Origin of the sequence: Phaeodactylibacter xiamenensis (assembly GCF_000759025.1) — a bacterium.
GTDB classification, from domain to species: domain Bacteria; phylum Bacteroidota; class Bacteroidia; order Chitinophagales; family Saprospiraceae; genus Phaeodactylibacter; species Phaeodactylibacter xiamenensis.
Genome location: NZ_JPOS01000018.1, coordinates 172,426 through 192,702, shown reverse-complemented (window position 1 = coordinate 192,702; position 20,277 = coordinate 172,426). Strand labels below are relative to the sequence as shown.

Here is a 20,277-nt window from a genome sequence, read left to right as displayed (position 1 = left end):
CTGGCCTATTTTGAAGTTGAGAACTCTTGGATCAGCCGGGTATAATGTTCCACCCATTTCTGATTATTGTCGATTGCGTCTAGTGTACGCTTACCAGCTTGTTCACCTTTTCGCTCAGCCGCCAATTTTTTCTGCATGTGACGTCCCAGGCGCTTTTTGTAGTCTTTTAGCCGTCGCTTCCACTGCCGGAGGTCAGCATGCGTTGGTGTACCCTTAATAGCATAGGAATCTTCCGTGTGCGCAGCTGGTGTGTCCGCCGTGTGCTTGTCCTGCTGGAAACCTATCTGTCTTCGTTTACTGGGGATAATGACGACCTTCTCTTTTTGATCGTCCGACTCCTGATCGAGCTTAAGCGTAATGGTTAGGTTATTGATTGCCGTTGGGTCGTACAGTTCTTCTTTGTTTGCAGGAAGCGGTGCAGGGGGTGTAGCGTCCTGGAAACGCTTGATGCGCTCCTGGACTTGATAGTTTATCCGTTCACGCAGTGCTTGCCAGGCGTTCACCCAAACGGGGGGCATGAAATCGTACTGGCTGATCTCCACCTTTTCTACAATTCCGGAGCCTTTTGCGTGTACACGTTCAAGAATAACTGCTGTCAGAAATATGAGTAGGCAAACAAGTGTAAACCATCCCAGCCCCAGACCATACTTATCTACATTCTGTGATCTTTTTTGACGGTTTAACAAGTTCAACCTGTGAATACTATCGACCTGGGCGGTATACGCAGTGTTTACAAGGGTTAACGCTTGTTTTTTCTCCTGCTTTAGACCTGTTAACGCTGAATTTTTTTGCTTTTGAAGTGCAGCCACAGCTTGAGCGTGTTCTGCCTTTAATTCGTCCTGTTTTAAATTCAGTTGATCCTTCTTAGTGGCGAAACTTAGCCCGGTCCGGATCTCCCGGCGGCGAAAATTGGTCAGTTCACGCGATGTAGCGGCAATGCGTTGATCGAATGCATGGGTTATGGTAGCCAATTCCTCGTTAAACTGCCGTACGATGTCCGTACTGTCCTGCGCAAACTGTGTACGCTGCTCCCGTTCTGTTTGTGCGTACACGCTATCAATAGGGGAGGTTGACACCTGAGCAGGAACGGGTGCAAACCGGTCAACGATAACCTTTGAGTTTTTGAACGACAACACTCCGGAAGTACCCAGGAGAACAACCGTTATCAGGCATACCAAGATGGTCATTGGGAGGTGCATACTGGTGTACCGTTTGTACAGAATAGCGTCAACGGCTTTAGGAGCGAAAACCCTCAGTCCCATTTCAATAATTAGCGTACTGAGGACGGCAATAGATAAAGCCCCTAAGAAGGCTAGATTCGGAAAAAGAGGCACTAGCAGCGAAAAGGAGGCCGTGTAGATGATCCCCACCTCTGTGAACCCGCTCACCACCTGGGCAGCTGTTTTAATCCGGGAGAGGGTCGCGATAAGAATGGCGTACACTGCGAAGAACTCGGGGTTCTGGGGTAGTGTTTTTAGTTGTTTCATAAGTCTTGATTTTCAGCAAAGCCGTTTCGTTTATTTTATTCTTTCATGAGTTTTCCAAAATCCTGTAACAATTGTCACAACTGCTTAATATGCTGAAAAACAAAACATTAAGTTGTTACATGTCCTGTCACATCCTGTAACGTCTTTTGTAACACCGTCGAAGTGGTTTATTGACTTTGTAACATTTGTAACAACTTGTAACATTTTGTAACAGCTTTTAAAGTGCTGAAATACAGAACTATATAGTAGATTAGGTAACTTGTGACAATTGTGACAAAAACCTTAGCTTTTATCGCTTAAAAAATCTGATCGTCGGAATATGTATGGCCGACCGTTGAACCCTACCCATTCGACTTTAGGCGAGTAACTCTCTTTTTGATCGCTTTCCTCTCCATTGTACTGCTCGATGATTCTAGGGTATTTTCCACGTGTAACTTTCGTCGTCCCATCTTCGGTCAATAGCTTCTCCACCTTTAAGTGATCCTTCAAAATCTCCCTAAGCCAGCTTGATTGAAATCCACCATGGAAGAACTCCTTTTTAACACTGTTGAGCGGCATCATAATCTCGTCAACTCCCTCATCTTCCAGGGCGGCAAACAACTCCTCAAGTTGAGTGCGCAAATGCCGAGCGTCACCAGGTTGATTAAGCTCAACGGTATCCTCGAAAACGTCAGTGAGGTAAAGGTCTGGATGAAAATACATCCGCCCTTCATGGGGGGCGAGGAGTTTCCGGTGTTTCAGGAAGTGGATAAAAGCGGGGATTTCAGCCTTCAGTTTATCCAGGAAGAAGGGGTCTTTTTCCTTCAGCTGAGGGACACGAAGAATCCAGAACCGATCATCGTGCTCGGTTACGTAAATCATTCTTTTATTATTGGAGTAGAACTGGAACTTGGTGAAGAAATCGAGGGAATATTGCCGCTGATTCTTGGCGTTTACGGTAATTTGGTGGGCCGTACTGAGTGCTTTGATACGCTCCACATCGACCTTTCGGTCGAGTAGGGTCTCCTCACATATTGCCAAAAGTTTTCCGGCAAAGGGTTCGTTGAAGTCGGACTTCAAGTCGCTATTGCTGATTTGTATGGCGTTGTCACCGAAAATATCGAGCAACAGATTTCCGAAGGTGGACTTCCCAGTGTTGTTTTCTGGCGAGTAGAGGATCAGTACGGGCAGGTGCTGAGTGGGGCGGGTAAGCAGCAGTTGCACATAGTCCAATCCCAGTTCGTACATGGGGTAAGACTTTCCATTTCGTTCCCGTTTATCCTCACCAAAAATATGCTTGAAAAGCTGAAGGATAGAAGGCACTTCCCCTGGCTCAGCTTTGTGCCTGAGAGGGAAGTATTTGTTAAAGAAACTCTCATAAGACAGCTGAAATTCAAAGTGATCTGGCATACAGCAAAAGCCATCAAAATACTCAACGTACTGGGCGAACTTTGGGCCAAACTTCATTTTCAGCGTGCCTACATTCCTTTTTACCAGCTCTTTTCTGAACTTTGGACCATCTTCATTACCTCGATTAATAATCGGTTTGTCGATATGCTCAAAGTATTCATCGCCTATCCGGAACACCCGCTTAGCCCAGGCAGGTTTACGAAGTTCAAGGCAATCGGTCTCTGTGCTCCACTCATAGATATCGCCCCCAAAGTTGAACGGCCGATCATCCCCAATTTTCGCCATGTGCAGTGGCCAAAAATCATGAATATCCCCCAACCCGAAGTACCGAAGTAAGCTTGAAAGTGACGACGTTATGATCTGTTTGTGAAAATATACACTGTTCTGCTGACCAACATTCAATAGCTCTTTCATCACTTCATCTAGCTGCCCCGCTGCATCTGCACTATTGACCAAATCATCCAAGCCTTTCGGGCGATCTGGAAAGCAATCAGATTTCACATGATAAAAATGAATTGCCAGCTTAGAACTGTGCTCTAGTGCAAGCTCGCGGATTTTCTTGGCAGCGTTATAGAAAGTTCTGGGTCTTTGAGAGAGATCCCCTTGTACCTCCAGTTCCTTTTCGCTGATATCCCGGCAGTCTCCGTCCCATAGAACCACAATATTTTCAACCTCACAGGTATCAATGATTCTCAGAATATCGTGGTGAAGCTTCTTGGTTTCCCCATCGCGGAAGTGGGTGATACTGGTCAGCCCAACACAAGCTACCTCACTGGAAGCCAAGGAGACCCGCCAAGCCTTCTTTGCCCCCTCTGTGAGAAAAAGGGTCTTGATTTTTTTCTTTTGTTCAAAGGCCTCGCATAGGGGAGGAGGAAAATAGGGGTAAGTCCCTTGCCCATTCGGGATAATGTATTTCTGATCGCCCTTTGGCTCTTTTAGCCGGATCTGATGGAAGAAGGCCAGTTTGGAATTAACATGGCTCATCTTTCCAGTTCCCTCTTTATAATAAGGTATGAGCTCCCTGTCGATCGTCCAGAAGTTGATCTTCAGATTACCTCTCCGGTCTGCTTCGAAGCAGGGGATGGTTTTGGTTCTAGGCTCCGGGTGTTCTGCTTCCGGGTTATGGACGGTTATTTTGTTATTCTCGTCATTGAGACCTAGTTCACGGAATTGGTCTTGGATGAATTGATTTAGTGTTTCCATAGCTAATTATGACCCTGATATAGCTCTTTACTTTTCCGATGAGCAGTTATTTGCAAGCCGCTTGTAAATATTAAGCACGTCCCTTATTGACAAGGCTTCCTTGATCCTCCCGCTAAGGGAAATTGCTGATGGAAGCCCCTCCATTGAATGGCAAGTTGGGGCGGTTCTGCTTCTAATATCTGAATCACGTTTGTACGACTCCGGACAGTCTGCAGATTTGCATTTTAGTTCAGAAAAAGCTATTTTCAGGTTGTTATTATTCATAAAAAGATTGACTTAGAGGGAGCACCAATTAGGGTTGGTGCTCCCTCTTCATTTAGGGCTTAATGGTTCGAGTATCTTTTCGATATCCTCCTCTAACTCATCCTTTTTGGCAAATAATTTGCCGCCCATGCGGTACAGCCTTATCTTACCTTCTTGATGCATGCGAACTACTGTACGTGTACTGACATCGATTTTGATCGCCACAGTTTTTAGGCTGAGTAACAGCGGATTAGGGTTGGTTTGATTCATTAAATTTCATTTTAGAATGACTTGTCATTCTTTCGGTTCAAAAAATATAGACGGGCCAACGTCCATTGCAAATATATACAAAAAGAGTGACATGTCCAACAATTTTACAGAAAGTCTGTATCTGCCGCATTGATAGCCCGCTCAATAGGAAGATAGTCTGCAGGAATTATGGCAGTGATCAGGGTAAAAAAGAAAGCTTTTGGAAGCTGTCAGGTTCAAACAATCGGCTTGAGCTTAGTATGGTTTCCACATTCAACTTATGAACCGGATAATCGCTCCAAGCCGGAGGTGCCAATCTTACTAGACTCAATTATGACAAAATCTCATAATATTTCCAAAGCGCTAAATCTATCTGCTGTACAGTAAAGCTCCATTTATGGGCGAGCGCCCTAAGGTCGGTTAGGTATAAAATATAGTCGTTGTGGGTAAAGTAGTTCTTGTCCTCTCCATATAATACCTTCCAGTTCCTGGTATCTATTACACCATAGGACTCCGGAAATACCATAGCCAAAATTGCAGAGGCGACTGGAACGCCCACTCCAGGTAGAACAGTAAGGATGAGTATTTTGGATTTTATTTCAAGACTCTCGCTTGCATTGGTAAAGCTGAAAGTCGTTTGGGTAATTAACCTTGCATTCTCGTTTGTGATGAGAGACCGTTGGCTTTGTTGCCGGCCATACTGCCCTCTTAGCTTCCAGCGGAAAATCTGATCCAGCTCAGCCAAGGTTAAAAAGAAAGGATCCCTTTCCTGCTTTATGCTCTCAATCATACTCAGCAGGCCCTGGGTCGTAGTCGTGCTGTAAGCATCCTTAAGCAGGGCTTCAATCTGATCGCGGCTTTTGAAGTTAAAATCACCCATTGCAGTACATCGGGTCTTGTTCGGTGGTGGATCAATAGATAAAAAGAAGTAGGGTCACTAAAATTCCTTGCAACTCACCCCATAAACAGAAATCCGGGTTTTATTGACCTCCTCTCTATTGTTATATATGTGCCTCACGCTGGACTTTGGAAGCCCCATAGTACCATTTCCACTGTCCATTCCACCTGGTGCTTTCCATTTGTAGGAAACGGTATAATTATTAGGGGAGCTATTGACTGCCAGGTACGCCACATAGTTGCCGATCCCAGCCACCACAAAATCTACACAGTACTGGTCTTTGGACACATACGAAACATCAGCCCTTACTCTTTGATTCGCTAAATGGAATTCCGATATACTTGGAAGGTAGTTTGCACAATTCCCTACGGCTGCAATGAACTGTTCCAAGGCTTTTGCTTCCTTCTTTAGCTGTCCGAGTTGACGCATCTCGGCATCGGAATACTCGTCGTCTTCCTCTATTGCGTCTTCAATTTCGTTAGCGAGATCCCCGGCATCTCCTTTCAGCCGCTGACACTGATACTCATCCATGATATCATTTCTGAAGGACCGGGCGATGTCAGAAAGCTCGCTGTCGAAATCATACGGGGATTGGGCAAAGGCTGGAAGGGCGAATAGAAGGGTCGCAATTGCCAGGATGGGTAGTTTCATTTGGGTTGGGTTTTTATCTAAGAGGGATAAAGACCATTGAAGATGTACAGTATAGGTTTTTATTCTCTACTAACTAATCCAGATCAATCTCTGACTTTTGCAGCATATTCCTAAGACTGGCATTGATCTCATCTTTAAGTTGCTCTACACTTTTCTTATTGGGGGCTGCCTGTTTGTCCTTCTTTTGAACCATGCTTTGGTTCTTAAGAAGAACTTCATTATTATCATTGCCATTAGATTTGGAATCCTGAAGGAGTTTGTAGATCATACCACGGAAATGATAGAGGTTTTCCTTGGCAGGGCCAGGCATAAAAACACCATACCCTTTATTGAAGAAGTTTTCAGAAAGCGCTAAAATGTATTCGCGCCCCTGCTCTTGGCGAAAGTACCAATGGTCTCCACGCTTTACAAATACGCTCTTGTCATTTTCCCACAAAGAAAAGTAGGCTAGCAAAGGCCATACCCCCTCTGCCGCTTTCAATTCATGTTCATACCGCTGCTTCTCAAATTGGAGCTTGATTTCAAGCTTTCTCTGTTTGTGCTGAAGCTCTAATTCTCGCTTTTTCTGTTTTTCCCAAGCCCCAAAAGCACGCAAATAGCCCCAAGCTGCTAAACTGATAGTCACACCGATGCCTATGAATTCAAACCATAGCGGTTTGTCTTTTGCGGGGCCGGTCAAAATGTTTATCAAAAGCGTCCCTTCATCCATGATCGTTCTGTTTTTACTGTCGCATTAATTTACGCATTTTCTGGTAGTAGCCCTCTGCCACATCAAAGACTCTATCCGCGTATAGAGCGGCACTCGCCTTTTCTACCTCTGGCAATAACCAGTCGAAATAGGGGAATTCATTGTGGTGGAACTTGTTACGCAATTGCATAACTTTCTCTTTGAAGAGTTCATTAAAATGAGTATCAGCAGAGTGCTTTACCGCAACAGCTACGTACTCCCAATGACTGAAGTAAGTACTCTCACCTTTCGGATTTTCGTTTCTAAGTTCTGCGGCATAGCGGTCATATACTTCTTTTTCAAACTGATAAACGTGCTCAAAAAAGGCCACTCTACGGCGATCGTACTCTTCCAGTTCTTTCTTCACAAGATCATAGGGGATTTCGGATAAACCTGCAACATGGTAGTAAGAGGCGAGATTGACCAGTCTGCGATCTTTAGCTACACGGCGCAGATCTCCATATCTACGGAGCGGAAGCTTATCCGTAATATCTACTTTGGTATCCGGTATTCTGAGTCGGGCATCAATAGACTCTGTTAGGATTTTAGTGATGTTTTTAAGGTCGAGCTGATCAAAGGCGATTTCCTCATGTTCAGCTTTCTGCTTTTGCCGCTCTTGTATCATTAGCCATAGTGCACGATCTTCGGCTTGTACAGCCCGTAGGTATTGTTCCCGGTCTAGTAACCTCCGTTTTGCTCTTTTTAGATCTATAAGTTCATCCTTGATTTTTTGTTTCGCCTTGTTCCCAAGCTTATTGTTCTTCTGCTTACCTTCCAGTGTCTTAATTGTACCTAATATTTGCTCTGCGTAGGGATGGGCGAGGACAAGCTGGTTATCAGTTTCTTTTTCCGTTAGCGCAGAGCGATAGTACCGTTGCCAATTATAGAAATCTTGGGTATCGCCATCCAAGAGCTGGTCCAGACAGAAAATTACATTGTCTTCCTCTGGTTCGACCTGGAAATCGGCATGTGCAGCTAACGCTTTGACAATTGCCTTTTTAAATAAGCCTCTTGGTAGATAAACAGGCAGGCGGGTGTAGTCTAATTCAAGAGGAGTCTTATGCTGAATGGATGAGGGTAGATATTTTTCATACTTTTTAGCCTCCTTCTTGCCATGTTTACGATTATCAACTTTTTTGATTGCATCATCTAGCCAGTCCATTTTGTATTTCAGGTAGCCCGTGTAGAAGTCTAAAATACCCCTGCACCTCCCAACGTCGATCCTATACAGAAACGGATGGCTTGTTTCTCTATTTGACAGACCGATCCCCGTCTCCTTCTGAAAGAACTTTTTAATTGCTTTCTTATTTACGGAAAAGTACGCCAGGGAAGATTGCATGATCCGGAACTGATCATTATTGAGCTTCTGTGGGTGTTTGGTAGTTTTCCTTTCAGGCGTGTGCATCTTTGGCGGAGTCAAAAAAACGATATCCTCTGCGAGCCAGGTTGCCTGTTCACCTACTCTGGGGGTGCGCATTTTTTCGATATCCTTGATCCTCTTTTTGACTTCCTTACGCTGCGCTCTAAGTTTCTGAAGCGCTAGCTTTTCATAGGGGACCTTTTTATAACCCAACAAGTATTCTCTAAGCCGGCTGGGAATGTACTGAATAGACAGGCCATACCTATTCTGAAGCAGCGTATTAAGTTCTTTCCTTCTTTCTTTAATTTCCTTCTGCCGCTCTCGATACTGAGCCCGCTCTTCCTGGGTCTTCTCTTTATCTCCGCGCACATAGGGTAAGGGTTCATTCTTTTGGTAGTTGGGCGGATCGGCAATAGGTTGTAGTTCGCCTGATTTGATATCTTCAAAAAACAGTTTGATCGTATCTATATACTGCTTTATAAAAGTCTCCGTATCTACCTGAATAAACCTTCTCTCGTCCCCTGCTGAAATAGGCTTTTTACTTAGGTAGTGGTATAAAAACAAGCTACGGATCTCATGGGTGCTAATTATTGCATCTGCTGTTTCATTAACGAGTTTTGCATCTTTATCTTTCTTCTCCTCTCCTGGTAGCTTTGGAAATACATTTTGAATAGCGGCATACCGATCAGGATTGATAAACTTCAAACCGATGACCTGATCTCCGAAATTATAATGAGGCGAAAAGTGCTCAATTCTGTCTGAGAGGAAAGCACGATCATCACTTTCTATTTGGATCCAGCTTTTGTGAAACTGGGATGTTACATCGGGGTTTACCAATTTGCCATCCTCTTCATTCTGTCGGACAGCATCATGCTTTACGTTTTCGTAGATAGGAAGAAGCCGGCTTAGTCTTGTAAAGGTTCGGATAGATTGGGTAAGCACTCTATCCCGCTCTTGACCATAGATCCGTTTCTTATAAACCGGTTTGGTCCTCCACCTGCCCAGGTATACATCAAACCGTAAGGTTTGAAAAGCCTCTGTATCATCAAAATAGCGAAGTGCAAAGTAAGGGAAACGGTCACTGTGCCGTTTTAATACAATCTCTTGTTCGAGCTCTTCGTCAGGGTCTTCTTCAAAACCGGTTATCTCCTCTCGCTTGATGTGAAAGCGTGCTTGATCTTCTTCTGACAACAAGTTGTACAAAGCACTCGGGCACCGCCCAAGTTCATTGACCATGTCTAGCAGAATATCACTGCTTTCCAGTTTCGGTTGTGGAAGCCGGCAACAAAACATAGTATAGCACTCATGGCTTGCTTTCCGGATTAGGGGATCTCCTTCTGCTGCATCATTAGTACTTCTAAAACAATCCAGTCTGCTCAGAAAAGGAAAGGCGTATTTGCGTTCCAGGAAGAGACAGGTGACAAAAGCAACCGTGTTTTCATGATCTGGAGAGTTTGCAAGGCTTCTGGGCCTATACTCACTATTGTTGCTTTCAAGGTGCCTTGTATGCTTACTTTCAAAGACGTCAAACCTTTTAGTGTGTTTTCCCCTATCGAGGAGCCTGAAAATAGCGGCTTCGTAAATATCTTGTACGGGGAGCTTGTCAAACTTACCGTAGTCTGTGTTAGAAATGTAATGCGAGTAGTTGTTACGCATTTGGTTGAGCAACCTGAAAAAGCCTTTAAGCGTAAACTCTATATCTTCAGGATTGATGTCATAGGTAGCAGCCTGTTCCGCGTTTTGCTGCTTTTCTAGGTGTAGGAATAGAGGGTAATTAAGGAATGGGAAGTATCTTCTTAAGTCGCGCGAGACACCTTCTGTAACATCTGGCTTGCCATATCTTTTCTTCAGGCAGCCAAATAGTTTGGCATTTGGGAGCTGAGCTTCATCCAGGGTGTTTTTGTCCTCCATATCATATTTGGTAGACAAATGCTCCATGATCATAAATGCATTGTGACGTGCGATATTCAGAAAGGCCCCAAAGTAGGATGGGTGTCTGTGAAGCGTTCGGCGTTTCGGCGTATTTGTCATTTCAAAAATTTGGTTTGGGTAAAAATTAGACTGTATCCTTACAGCTGCGCAGGTTAGGAAACCGGATACAAGCCACTTTCCGTGCCATACAATGGTAGTCAGGAGGGTGCGGTATTCACTGATAATGTGATTTTGGTAAATATATATTTTTTATGTGCATTTTTAGAAAAATCTCAGGTATTTGATTAATTTTCTCTACTCTGGAGCGAAGGCTTAGAGTTAAACCAGATTGGCAAGTGAGCCATAGGGAAGTTGGCGACAGGCCTCTGTTTTTACCAAGTGAGAATTTTGAAAATTATTCTTAGAATTTAAATTTTTCAGTAATTAATTCTATCGAGTATGGAAAGTGTAAAGTTAAGTATTGGAAGTACTCACTCTTACTACACGATTTTCATATTAGACATTTTACCTGTCCGATAGGCTCCCGGTTTGAGGAGTGACTAGGACTAATATTCATATACCCGGCTGGATTCCAAGGCTTTAGGTCCGATAGGCTCCCGGTTTGAGGAGTGACTAGGACACGAAGTGCAGGTACTTCGGGGCGAAGACTATCAATATGTCCGATAGGCTCCCGGTTTGAGGAGTGACTAGGACAACTACATGGGCACAACTCAACGCTGTTGTACTTAGCGTCCGATAGGCTCCCGGTTTGAGGAGTGACTAGGACCGTCTTTGTTTGCGCTCGGCATCGTCACCTCTTCGAGTCCGATAGGCTCCCGGTTTGAGGAGTGACTAGGACGGAAGCCGTACCGGATGAGCACTGCCACCAGATTGAGTCCGATAGGCTCCCGGTTTGAGGAGTGACTAGGACTATTGGGCTCTTTTTTATCGTCGCTTTTAGATGAGGTGTCCGATAGGCTCCCGGTTTGAGGAGTGACTAGGACGCCAATTCTTTTTGTGTCTTTTTCAATCTTTATTGGTCCGATAGGCTCCCGGTTTGAGGAGTGACTAGGACAATAAGTTTCACGTGCCAATAGCTAACTCAAAAGGCTGGTCCGATAGGCTCCCGGTTTGAGGAGTGACTAGGACGGATATGCGCCAGTGCCTTCTCTACCACATCATAAGTCCGATAGGCTCCCGGTTTGAGGAGTGACTAGGACGCATCCTATCAAAAAACGCTGCGACATATTGAATTCGTCCGATAGGCTCCCGGTTTGAGGAGTGACTAGGACTCTTTTTCATGTACTGTGCAGCCTTCGCACTCTTTTTGTCCGATAGGCTCCCGGTTTGAGGAGTGACTAGGACAATAATTAGTTCTATACCCTGACTCGAACAGGTTGGTCCGATAGGCTCCCGGTTTGAGGAGTGACTAGGACAATAATTAGTTCTATACCCTGACTCGAACAGGTTGGTCCGATAGGCTCCCGGTTTGAGGAGTGACTAGGACTAACCTGGTTCACACGGAGGGCCAGCTTGTGGTTGGTCCGATAGGCTCCCGGTTTGAGGAGTGACTAGGGCACTTTTGATGTACGCTCTAGTAATAATCGCTCTCAAGTCCGATAGGCTCCCGGTTTGGGGAGTGGCTAGGACAGTAATATTGTCTTGATCGTCGGGGTATTCTGAAAAGGAAAGATGGGACTTTGGGTTCGGGTCCTGAGTCTTCAGAAAGGTTTGACGGGAGATGTATACCAGAATAGGTCAAATCGCAATTCCAGATTCGACCAATCTGGGATAGTTTCGCAACGGTTAAGAAAGCAGGAAGCGAGAGTACCAATTAGTTGAACTCAAAAAAAGAGGGCAAGTACAAATGGAACTGTACTTGCCCTCTTTCTGTCGTAGTCACCTCTCGAGCCAGAGGCCTCTCCGACAGTACGCGGTAGCGAGGCTGTAAGAGGATTCGGAGTCGTAGTCACCTCTCGAGCCAGAGGCCTCTCCGACGTCCAAATTCGCCCGTGTGGTTCGAGAACTATAGTCGTAGTCACCTCTCGAGCCAGAGGCCTCTCCGACATCGCTTACGTAGCGATAGATTGGCCAGATTTTGTCGTAGTCACCTCTCGAGCCAGAGGCCTCTCCGACCCGTGAAGTGCTTTTTTTCTTCAAAAGACATTGGTATACAGCAGGATGTAAAAATTGCATTTGTATGTATCTTTTGATAATGTATTCTACTAGGACAAAAAAACGGTTAAAACTTCAACCGTATGCCGGTTTGATACCTGCCTCTAAATTACAAAATTGAACTTTATCCCCACGTGATGTGACTATTTTGAGTGCAATAGGGCAATGTGATTGACGCATTAATGGGTTTCCCTTTTTGCAGTTTTTTGCACCAATCTTTGCACTACGCTTCATATATTTAATCCTTTTCAATTGATAGACAAAGGCTTAGGTGTGTTTTCCGGCTTTCCCGTCCGGACCGCAAAAAGCCTCGGATTTAATACTCCGGGGCTTTTGCATTTACCGCTACTCCAGGAGCCGGTCTTCAAATACCTCCAAAACTCCTCCCCATTCTACAGAGTAGTCAAAAAAACCATTGGCGTCAGCCTGATACGTTTTCGCCTGTGTGATGCCCTGACTGACCGCGTCTACAGAAAAAATATAGTCGAGAAAGCAGCTTCTCAGAAAATCAAATTGATAACAGATATGCTCTTTTACCTCAGCAATATGATGGCTGCCGGGTTCTTCGGCGTTCTCCCAATCGACGTTGGTGCCTTTTTCGATAATACGCAAATAGCTTAGGGCTGAGCACAAATCTCCCGTGCGGCAAGCTACTTCCATTTTTAGCTGATAGGGTCCTATGATTTCCCGGTCGATGAGGTCCGTAAGCTCTGAACTGTACTCATCCGCTACAGGGTCCATCTCAAATAGAATATCCCAGGGGTAGTGCAGCGTCTTTTCCTGCATTTTGGCTATTTCGGCAGACAGCGCCTCGACTTCCACTATACTGCTTTGTGGTAGTGGGTTGATAAAAGCCCAAAAACTTGCACATAGGGAAGCGTCTCGTTCAAACAATTGCCGGAGGAACGCTTCTTGTTGGTCTTTTTCTGCGCGAGCGAAGATTGTATCGTAAAATTGAGCGGTTGGTGAGTACGATGTCATAGTGAGGTTTTATGGGTATGGAATGAAAAGATATTTAGGCTGGTCTGTAATAGCCTTCCCCTCAACATTTATTCACCAGACAGGCCAACATAGTAAATAAAATCCGTCCTGGGAGGGCTGCCCAACCTTGCCTGCCGCCCCATCGTGATCAGCTGCCCCCGGTGGTAGGTGCTGTGGTTCATGCAGTGATGGATCATATCGGCAATGACCGTATAGCCCTCTCCGCGCGACTTCGGGCGTTTGGCTTGCAGGTCTTCAAGAGACATAGTTTGTACGTGGTTGTTAAAGTTTTCGGAGGCCTGTAACCAGCCCTTGAGCAGGTCCTCTTTGCTGCCATTAAAATGCTTGGCAGGGTTGTTCTCCGCGGATTCATCTTTTACAATCTGCAGCCAGAGGTGCTCAGCGCTCCAAATGTGCAGTACCGTTTCCTGTAGGCTGGAAAAACTGGATTCGATTTCCCGGTGCAGGTCTTCTTCTGAGGCGGTGCGCAACCACTCCGCAAGCTGCTGATTGGCCCAGTGGTTATAGGCGGTATAACGCCGCATCATGGTCGTAAGGTCATCCCCGGTGGGTTCGGCAGGCTGCGTATGCGTACGCGTATTGTTTTTCATGTCTTCTCCTGTAATCCTTTCATTTGGCAGCACAGCCATCGTCAGTAAGGCCTGAAAACCAAGCATAATGTGTAGCAACATGATTCATCTTTTAATGGCTCTAAGCTAAAAAATAAAACCTGATGAAGGGTGGAAAATGGAAAGCTTCCCATCGTTTTACCTTCCTTGAATGCGGTAGCCGCCGAGACGGCGTTTGCGGAATCGCTATTGAGGCTTTATAACGGTCATCTCTTGGCTGGTCGGTCCTTTTTCACATTGGTAAAGTGTGAAATCGGCCTTATCTTGAACTCTGCGTTCGCGATGCACCCGGAAGAACATCAAATCGTCTTAGAAAGAGTAAAAACAAAGCCATACAAACCTTCAAACACCGGACAAGCATGAAAAGCAACAATCGCCTTGTATACTTCCTCCAGGAAATTGGTATCGTAGTCATTGGGGTGCTGATTGCCGTTTCCATCAACAATTACAAAGAGAAGCAGGACAATGAAGCCTACCTCGAAAAGACCCTGCTGGCCATCGAAAATGAGATCAATTCAAATAAAACGGCTCTGGATTCGGTGCTGAACCGCCACATTGAAATCTACGATTTTTTTGAGCGCGACAGCATGGATAAAAAGCAGTCCCTTGGGGAAATCCTTTACAGCCTCGGGGGCTTTCAGGTCGCTACGGTCAAGAACATCAGTTTGCGGTTTTTCGTAGCGAATAAAGCAGAACTGCTCGACTTCGAGCTTATTGCGTATTTGCTGGAAATCGAGCAGGTCACTGATATCCTATCGGCTAAAATAAACCGGTTGGCTGATTTTGCCTATGGGCACGTCAATGACAGCAGTGCAGAAACAAGAACTCGTTTTACGTACCTGCTCATGGACATTATCGACAGCGAGAGCAACCTCCTGAAAGCCTACGCTGATTTCATGGAGGAGAATGAAGCTTATTTGGAACAGATAGGAAAATGACTTGTAGCTTTCGCCAATCCTCATTACGCCCCATGGCTTTGCCCCTGTTCACAACGGTTAGCTTGCTACACTTCAAACGCCTTGGGGAATAGTATTTTCGCCTCCCCATTCAGTAACAGCTTGCCTCTGGAGTTGAAAGCCTGGCAGGAGAACACCCCCTGTTTTTTCTTATCCTCAAAGCTGGTCAGCGTTGCTTTGGCGGTAAGCTCATCGCCTATGTAGGCGGGGCGGAGGAATTCAGCGCTTTGTGACATATAGATGCCACCCTGTCCCGGGTATATCGTGCCAAATATCTTAGAGAACATGCTAAGCAGCAGCACCCCGTGCACTACCCGGGCTTTGAAAACTGTATCTTTTGCGTAGGCTTCATCAAGGTGGATGGGGTTGTCGTCCTGGGAAAGCCCGGCAAATAGGGCAACGTCTTCGGCGTGGAAGGTTTTGGTGAATTCGTGGGTGCTGTTGAGCGTTACTTTTGGCATGTGGCGTATTGATTTGGCGGAAATATAATGGTTTTTCTCCTTGTCAGGCGGGGCTTTCGTAAGCTCTTTCCACAAATAGCCTGCTTCCAGGTGCATCGTACCGGTATGGAAACCACCGAATCGCACCCTTTTTTCGCCCTGGCATTGAAAAACCTACCCCGAAAAGGAATTAATCTCCATGTAAGTAGTTTTAAGCCAAGTTCTTAGCGTACTTTTGCCCCCAAATTTGAAAACCGAAGTTTTTGGACCGCAATACAGAACGCTACCAACGCTGGCTTTACGGGCTCATCCTTTTACTGGTACTGCCCGCCCTGCTCATCAACCTGGGCGTGCTTACCCTCATCGATGATGAGGCGCTTCGGGCCTGGGTGGCTTTGGAAATGCGGCTGTCCGACAACTATATCGTACCACAGCTGCACGGGGCGTTTTACTACAAAAAACCACCGGTCTACAACTGGATGCTGCTGGGTGTTTTCCAGCTGACCGGCAGTATGGACGAATGGTCTGTCCGCATCCCTACCGTGGCCTTCCTCCTGCTGTATTGTGGTACGATCTACTACTTTGTGCGTAAGCATTTCAGCCACGAGATGGCTTTCCTGAGCGCACTGGCGTTCCTGACCTGTGGCCGTATCCTCTTCTACGATTCCTTTCTTGGGCTAATCGACATCAGCTATTCCTGGGTGACTTTTCTGTCATTTATGGTCTTCTACCACCTGGCGGCGCGGGAACGGTGGCTGGCGGCATTTGCCGGTTCTTACTTTCTGGCCGCGGTGGGTTTCCTGATGAAAGGGCTCCCGTCGGTGGTTTTTCAGGGGTTTACAATCGTGGCATGGTTGGTGTACCAAAAGCAGTTCCGCCGTCTGTTTCAGTGGCAGCATATCCTGGGCGGGCTAGTCTTTTTGGCGGTGGTAGGCAGCTACTATGCGACTTATTTGCAGTATAATAGCCTGGAGGAATTAGCTTCGGTTTTGTTCAACGAGTCGGCCAAGCGTACCGCCGGGCGTTATCCGCTCTGGTTCACGCTTTTTCACCTGTTCACCTACCCCTTTGAGCTGCTGGTTTACCACTTCATGCCGTGGGGCTTACTGGCGCTGTACCTGTTCCGCAGGCGGTCCTGGACACAGGTCTGGCAGCACCCGTTTATCGCCTTTATTTTCCTGACCTTCCTGGTCAACATCACCGTGTACTGGACGGCGCCCAAGGTGCACCCCCGCTATGTTTTCATGATCATCCCCTTGCTGTTCATTACCCTGCTGTACCTGCATGAACAGCAGAAGGAAGACCGGCCCTGGCCCTACCGGGTGACGATGAAGCTGCTGCTGTTTTGCTGCCTCATTCTACCTCCTGCGGCATTGGCGCCCCTCTTTCTGGAACGCCTGCAGGCCACGCCCTGGCTGTGGGCCAAAAGCCTGAGCCTGTTTGTGGCCTTCAGCGCGCTGGCATACGGAGCATGGAAGTTCCGCGAGGCCCGGCTACTGACTATAGCGGCTGTCTTGCTGGTGGTGCGCATTGCCTTCAACTGGTTTGCCCTGCCCGACCGGCATGCCAATGATTTTGGGGATGTGGTGCGGAAAGATGCCTTGCGCGTGGCGCAGGAATATCAATCGGCCGACTTACGCGTTTATAAAGATACCGAATGGCAGCCGATGACCTCCTTCTACATGACTCGTGAAGCAGGGCGCATCATTCCCATCGACCGGGAAACGCCCGACACCTCGGCTTATTACATCATTGATCCCAAAGCATATCCCTTCGTGCCCTATGAAAAACAGGACGAGCTCCTGATGCGGCACGGTGGGAAAGTCTATGATATTGTGAAATTCTAGTTTTATGTCTATAAAAATATCAGCCGTCGTCACGGTTTATAACGAAGAACTGAACATCAAACCGCTGGTGGAGCGCATTACCGCTGCACTCGATGGGATGGACTACGAGATTGTCTATGTAGACGATGGCTCTACGGACAATACCCTGCGGGAGCTGTACAGCATTGACCACCCCCGACTAAAGGTGGTCGAGTTCCGGAAAAACTACGGGCAAAGTGCCGCACTAATGGCCGGCATTGAAGCCGCCGAGGGGGAGTACATCGCGACCATGGATGGAGACCTGCAAAACGACCCTTCCGACATTCCGGCCATGCTTAAAATGGCAGAAGAAGGAGATTATGATATGGTGGCAGGGGAGCGGGCCAAGCGCAAAGACGGCTGGATACTCCGCAAAATCCCGAGCATGATCGCCAACTTTATCATCCGCAACTCTTCCGGGGTACACTTGAAAGACTATGGCTGTGCGCTCCGGGTTTTCCGGTCTGAGATTGCCAAAGATATGGGCATTTACGGAGAGCTTCACCGTTTCATACCGGTACTGGCCCACCTGGAAGGTGCGCGTATCATTCAGATTCCCGTCAAGCACCACGCCCGGGAGTTTGGGGAGTCCAAGTATGGACTGGGGCGGACCTTCAAGGTGGTGAGTGATCTGCTGCTGATGCTCTTCCTCAAGCAGTACATGCAGCGCCCCATGCATCTCTTTGGCAATACGGGGGTCCTCCTGTTGCTCGTTGGCCTGCTAATAAATGGCTATCTTGGGGTGCTGAAAATCCTGGGGCAGGACATTTGGGGCAAGCCCCTGCTCATACTCGGCCTGATGCTGGTCCTTGGCGGCATTCAGCTCATTACCATCGGTATTGTGGTGGAAATACAGATGCGGACTTACTACGAGTCCCAGCAAAAACGACCTTACAAAATCCGCCGCATCACCAAAGGCGGCACTGAACAAAAAACAACGGCCAATGCCACAACCTGAATTCGACATCGGTGAGCTCGTACTTTACAAGAACAATCAGCTCATCGCCTTCAATAAACCCGCCGGGCTGCCGGTCGCAACCGACAAAACCGGAGACAAAGCCATGGACCAGCTGGGTGAAATCTACTGCAAATCCAAACTGGGGCTGGTACACCGGCTGGACCGTCCGGCAAGCGGGGTCGTGCTCTTCGCCCGTTCTGAAAATGCCCTGGCCCACCTCAATGAGCAGTTCCGCGAACGGCAGGTGGAAAAAGTTTACCTCGCTGCCGTTGCCAACCGACCGGAAGCGATGGAGGGCAAGCTTATCCATTACCTCAGGCGCGACGGTCGAAAAAATAAAACTATTGCCTATTCAGGTCCTCAGAAAGATGCCAAGCGGGCAGAGCTGTCCTACCGCTATCTGGACAGCAGTGATCATTACCACCTGCTGGAAATCCGCCTGCATACCGGTCGCCACCACCAAATTCGGGCACAGCTGGCGGATATTGGCTGCCCCATCAAAGGTGATGTCAAGTACGGCTTCCGGCGGAGCAATCCCGACCGGTCTATCCACCTGCATGCCTGGAAGCTGACTTTCCGCCACCCGGTATCCAATCAGGAAGAGACCATCACCGCACCACTGCCCCCGCAGGACCCGGTATGGAATGCCTTTAACTTCAACGATTAATATGGAAGCTTTACTCGAGCACTTTCCAAAGCTGACGGAGCAGCAGATCGCTCAGTTTGAACAACTCGGCCCGCTTTACCGGGAGTGGAACGACAAGATCAACGTCATTTCCCGTAAGGACATCGACCAACTGTACCCCCACCACATCCTGCACGCCCTGGCGATACCACAGGTGGTGAAGTTCCGGACGGGCGCCAAAATCCTGGACCTGGGTACCGGGGGCGGGCTGCCGGGCATCCCCCTCGCCATCCTTTACCCCAATGTGCAGTTCACCCTCATCGATGGCACGCGCAAGAAAATCAAAGTCGTGCAGGAAATCATCGACGCCATCGGGCTGGAAAATGCCGAAGCCAAACACGTCCGGGCAGAGGAACTTAAAGACCGCTTTGACTTCGTAGTCTGCCGGGCCGTTGCCAGCCTCGATAAGCTAGTGCCCTGGACACAGCGCCTGCTCAAACGGGAAGAACGCCACGCCCTGCCCAACGGCTTGCTGACCCTCAAGGGGGGCGACCTCAAAAGTGAGATCAAAGCCCTCGGCAAAGGCCACTATGTGGAGCTGTTCCCGATTACGGATTACTTTAAGATGGATTATTATATTGAGAAGTATGTGGTGTATGTTCAAGGGTAGGGGTTGATAAATCAGTAAGTAAACACTATTTTAAAATCAAAAAATGGATAAAATAGCCCGATACAGCCACTATATCACCACTCTGCTCAACCGTTACGCACAGGAACCAGTCGCTAATCAGGAAGGGGTTGGCTATCAGGTTGTTTATGACCTGAAAAGCCATCATTATCTCCTACTTAGGCTTGGGTGGACTGAAGATGCTTACATTCATTATTGTACGATTCACCTGGATATAATTGATGAGAAAATCTGGCTCCAGCAGAATAACTCGGACTTGCTTATAGCTGATGAACTAGTCGGAATGGGAGTAGACAGGAATGATATTATTATGGGTACAGACCCAGCCTACATTCGCAATCCATCCGATTTTGCTGCGGCATAGCCCCCAAGATTTCTTACCTTTGCTCATCTACTATTAAACCACTTAACAACGCCATCCTATGTCATTCGAAGTAGAAGGAAAGCTACATAAGAAATACGAAACGGAGCAAAAGACCGATTCATTCCAGGCCCGGGAGTTCGTCATCGAGACCGAGGGCAACTATCCGCAGTTTGTGAAATTCCAGCTGGTGCAGGACCGCTGTGCCCTGCTCGACCCCTTTGAGGAAGGGCAGATGATCAAAGTCCACTTCGACTTGCGTGGCCGGGAATGGAATGGTAAATACTTCACCAACCTGAATGCCTGGCGCCTGGAGCAGGGCGGTGCAAATGCGGCTCCAACAGCACCTCCAAAGTCTGCAGACTCCGGATTCCCGGACTCAGAATTCCCATCTGCCAACGATGAACCAGCCAGTCAGGCGGATGACGACCTGCCGTTCTAAAAATGGTACGCTCAAAAAAAGCCCCCGGAACTTCCAAGT

At 47.3% G+C, this 20,277-nt stretch carries 17 protein-coding genes and 1 CRISPR repeat array; of the genes, 7 read left to right on the top strand and 10 right to left on the bottom strand.

Annotated elements, in window-relative coordinates; genetic code table 11:
- Positions 1–5 precede the first annotated feature (5 nt).
- The 9 genes from IX84_RS07550 to IX84_RS07510 all read right to left on the bottom strand — a co-directional run bounded on the left by IX84_RS07550 (position 6) and on the right by IX84_RS07510 (position 13,966).
- A complete protein-coding gene (locus IX84_RS07550) occupies positions 6–1,487 on the bottom strand; it encodes a hypothetical protein (protein ID WP_044218248.1) in 1,482 nt (493 codons plus the stop codon).
- A 282-nt stretch (positions 1,488–1,769) separates the two neighbouring features.
- Complete coding sequence (locus tag IX84_RS30790; RefSeq protein ID WP_052515854.1) at positions 1,770–4,079, bottom strand: DUF5906 domain-containing protein; 2,310 nt, start codon at positions 4,077–4,079, stop codon at positions 1,770–1,772.
- A 312-nt stretch (positions 4,080–4,391) separates the two neighbouring features.
- Positions 4,392–4,592 (bottom strand): MerR family transcriptional regulator, encoded by a 201-nt coding sequence (locus IX84_RS07540; RefSeq protein WP_044218246.1) that lies wholly within the window; start codon positions 4,590–4,592, stop codon positions 4,392–4,394.
- Positions 4,593–4,902: 310 nt separating this feature from the next.
- Positions 4,903–5,451 (bottom strand): hypothetical protein, encoded by a 549-nt coding sequence (locus tag IX84_RS30785; RefSeq protein WP_052515853.1) that lies wholly within the window; start codon positions 5,449–5,451, stop codon positions 4,903–4,905.
- A 57-nt stretch (positions 5,452–5,508) separates the two neighbouring features.
- Positions 5,509–6,120 (bottom strand): DUF2059 domain-containing protein, encoded by a 612-nt coding sequence (locus IX84_RS07530; protein ID WP_044218243.1) that lies wholly within the window; start codon positions 6,118–6,120, stop codon positions 5,509–5,511.
- Positions 6,121–6,193: 73 nt separating this feature from the next.
- Positions 6,194–6,829 (bottom strand): type VI-B CRISPR accessory protein Csx28, encoded by a 636-nt coding sequence (gene csx28 / locus IX84_RS07525; RefSeq protein ID WP_044218241.1) that lies wholly within the window; start codon positions 6,827–6,829, stop codon positions 6,194–6,196.
- A gap of 13 nt (positions 6,830–6,842) precedes the next feature.
- Positions 6,843–10,238: a type VI-B CRISPR-associated RNA-guided ribonuclease Cas13b gene (gene cas13b / locus IX84_RS07520; RefSeq protein WP_044218239.1), complete on the bottom strand. Its 3,396-nt coding sequence runs from the start codon at positions 10,236–10,238 to the stop codon at positions 6,843–6,845.
- Between the two features lie 411 nt (positions 10,239–10,649).
- Positions 10,650–11,768: direct repeats of the CRISPR family, unit length 36 nt; unit sequence GTCCGATAGGCTCCCGGTTTGAGGAGTGACTAGGAC.
- An 870-nt stretch (positions 11,769–12,638) separates the two neighbouring features.
- Positions 12,639–13,274, bottom strand: coding sequence for a hypothetical protein (locus IX84_RS07515; protein WP_044218237.1), 636 nt, complete (start codon positions 13,272–13,274; stop codon positions 12,639–12,641).
- A 68-nt stretch (positions 13,275–13,342) separates the two neighbouring features.
- Positions 13,343–13,966 (bottom strand): DinB family protein, encoded by a 624-nt coding sequence (locus tag IX84_RS07510; RefSeq protein ID WP_044218234.1) that lies wholly within the window; start codon positions 13,964–13,966, stop codon positions 13,343–13,345.
- Between the two features lie 296 nt (positions 13,967–14,262).
- Here IX84_RS07510 and IX84_RS07500 point away from each other — a divergent pair, with 296 nt between their 5' ends.
- Entirely contained in the window at positions 14,263–14,841 is a 579-nt protein-coding gene (locus IX84_RS07500) for a hypothetical protein (RefSeq protein WP_044218226.1), read from the top strand.
- A 65-nt stretch (positions 14,842–14,906) separates the two neighbouring features.
- Here the strand turns inward: IX84_RS07500 and IX84_RS07495 are convergent, their stop codons facing one another.
- A complete protein-coding gene (locus IX84_RS07495; protein WP_044218712.1) occupies positions 14,907–15,320 on the bottom strand; it encodes a MaoC family dehydratase in 414 nt (137 codons plus the stop codon).
- 242 nt (positions 15,321–15,562) lie between these two features.
- Here IX84_RS07495 and IX84_RS07490 point away from each other — a divergent pair, with 242 nt between their 5' ends.
- From IX84_RS07490 to IX84_RS07465, 6 genes are read left to right on the top strand one after another with little or no spacing between them, the layout of a single operon-like run.
- Entirely contained in the window at positions 15,563–17,146 is a 1,584-nt protein-coding gene (locus tag IX84_RS07490; protein ID WP_052515851.1) for an ArnT family glycosyltransferase, read from the top strand.
- Positions 17,147–17,150: 4 nt separating this feature from the next.
- The gene (locus tag IX84_RS07485; protein ID WP_044218223.1) at positions 17,151–18,122 is read left to right on the top strand and encodes a glycosyltransferase family 2 protein; all 972 of its coding nucleotides are present in this window, start codon (positions 17,151–17,153) and stop codon (positions 18,120–18,122) included.
- A complete protein-coding gene (locus tag IX84_RS07480; protein ID WP_044218220.1) occupies positions 18,109–18,789 on the top strand; it encodes an RluA family pseudouridine synthase in 681 nt (226 codons plus the stop codon). The genes IX84_RS07485 and IX84_RS07480 overlap by 14 nt, the downstream gene beginning before the upstream one ends.
- Position 18,790: 1 nt before the next feature.
- Positions 18,791–19,417: a 16S rRNA (guanine(527)-N(7))-methyltransferase RsmG gene (gene rsmG, locus IX84_RS07475; protein ID WP_044218218.1), complete on the top strand. Its 627-nt coding sequence runs from the start codon at positions 18,791–18,793 to the stop codon at positions 19,415–19,417.
- Between the two features lie 43 nt (positions 19,418–19,460).
- A complete protein-coding gene (locus IX84_RS07470; RefSeq protein ID WP_044218214.1) occupies positions 19,461–19,799 on the top strand; it encodes a XisI protein in 339 nt (112 codons plus the stop codon).
- A 58-nt stretch (positions 19,800–19,857) separates the two neighbouring features.
- Positions 19,858–20,238 (top strand): DUF3127 domain-containing protein, encoded by a 381-nt coding sequence (locus tag IX84_RS07465; RefSeq protein ID WP_044218212.1) that lies wholly within the window; start codon positions 19,858–19,860, stop codon positions 20,236–20,238.
- Positions 20,239–20,277 lie beyond the last annotated feature (39 nt).

Excerpts from the sequence above, each read along its gene's own strand:
- IX84_RS07550 (WP_044218248.1), bottom strand. The coding sequence starts at position 1,487 with ATGAAACAACTAAAAACACTACCCCAGAACCCCGAGTTCTTCGCAGTG.
- IX84_RS30790 (WP_052515854.1), bottom strand. The coding sequence starts at position 4,079 with ATGGAAACACTAAATCAATTCATCCAAGACCAATTCCGTGAACTAGGT.
- IX84_RS07540 (WP_044218246.1), bottom strand. The coding sequence starts at position 4,592 with ATGAATCAAACCAACCCTAATCCGCTGTTACTCAGCCTAAAAACTGTG.
- IX84_RS30785 (WP_052515853.1), bottom strand. The coding sequence starts at position 5,451 with ATGGGTGATTTTAACTTCAAAAGCCGCGATCAGATTGAAGCCCTGCTT.
- IX84_RS07530 (WP_044218243.1), bottom strand. The coding sequence starts at position 6,120 with ATGAAACTACCCATCCTGGCAATTGCGACCCTTCTATTCGCCCTTCCA.
- csx28 (WP_044218241.1), bottom strand. The coding sequence starts at position 6,829 with ATGGATGAAGGGACGCTTTTGATAAACATTTTGACCGGCCCCGCAAAA.
- cas13b (WP_044218239.1), bottom strand. The coding sequence starts at position 10,238 with ATGACAAATACGCCGAAACGCCGAACGCTTCACAGACACCCATCCTAC.
- IX84_RS07515 (WP_044218237.1), bottom strand. The coding sequence starts at position 13,274 with ATGACATCGTACTCACCAACCGCTCAATTTTACGATACAATCTTCGCT.
- IX84_RS07510 (WP_044218234.1), bottom strand. The coding sequence starts at position 13,966 with ATGTTGCTACACATTATGCTTGGTTTTCAGGCCTTACTGACGATGGCT.
- IX84_RS07500 (WP_044218226.1), top strand. The coding sequence starts at position 14,263 with ATGAAAAGCAACAATCGCCTTGTATACTTCCTCCAGGAAATTGGTATC.
- IX84_RS07495 (WP_044218712.1), bottom strand. The coding sequence starts at position 15,320 with ATGCCAAAAGTAACGCTCAACAGCACCCACGAATTCACCAAAACCTTC.
- IX84_RS07485 (WP_044218223.1), top strand. The coding sequence starts at position 17,151 with ATGTCTATAAAAATATCAGCCGTCGTCACGGTTTATAACGAAGAACTG.
- IX84_RS07480 (WP_044218220.1), top strand. The coding sequence starts at position 18,109 with ATGCCACAACCTGAATTCGACATCGGTGAGCTCGTACTTTACAAGAAC.
- rsmG (WP_044218218.1), top strand. The coding sequence starts at position 18,791 with ATGGAAGCTTTACTCGAGCACTTTCCAAAGCTGACGGAGCAGCAGATC.
- IX84_RS07470 (WP_044218214.1), top strand. The coding sequence starts at position 19,461 with ATGGATAAAATAGCCCGATACAGCCACTATATCACCACTCTGCTCAAC.
- IX84_RS07465 (WP_044218212.1), top strand. The coding sequence starts at position 19,858 with ATGTCATTCGAAGTAGAAGGAAAGCTACATAAGAAATACGAAACGGAG.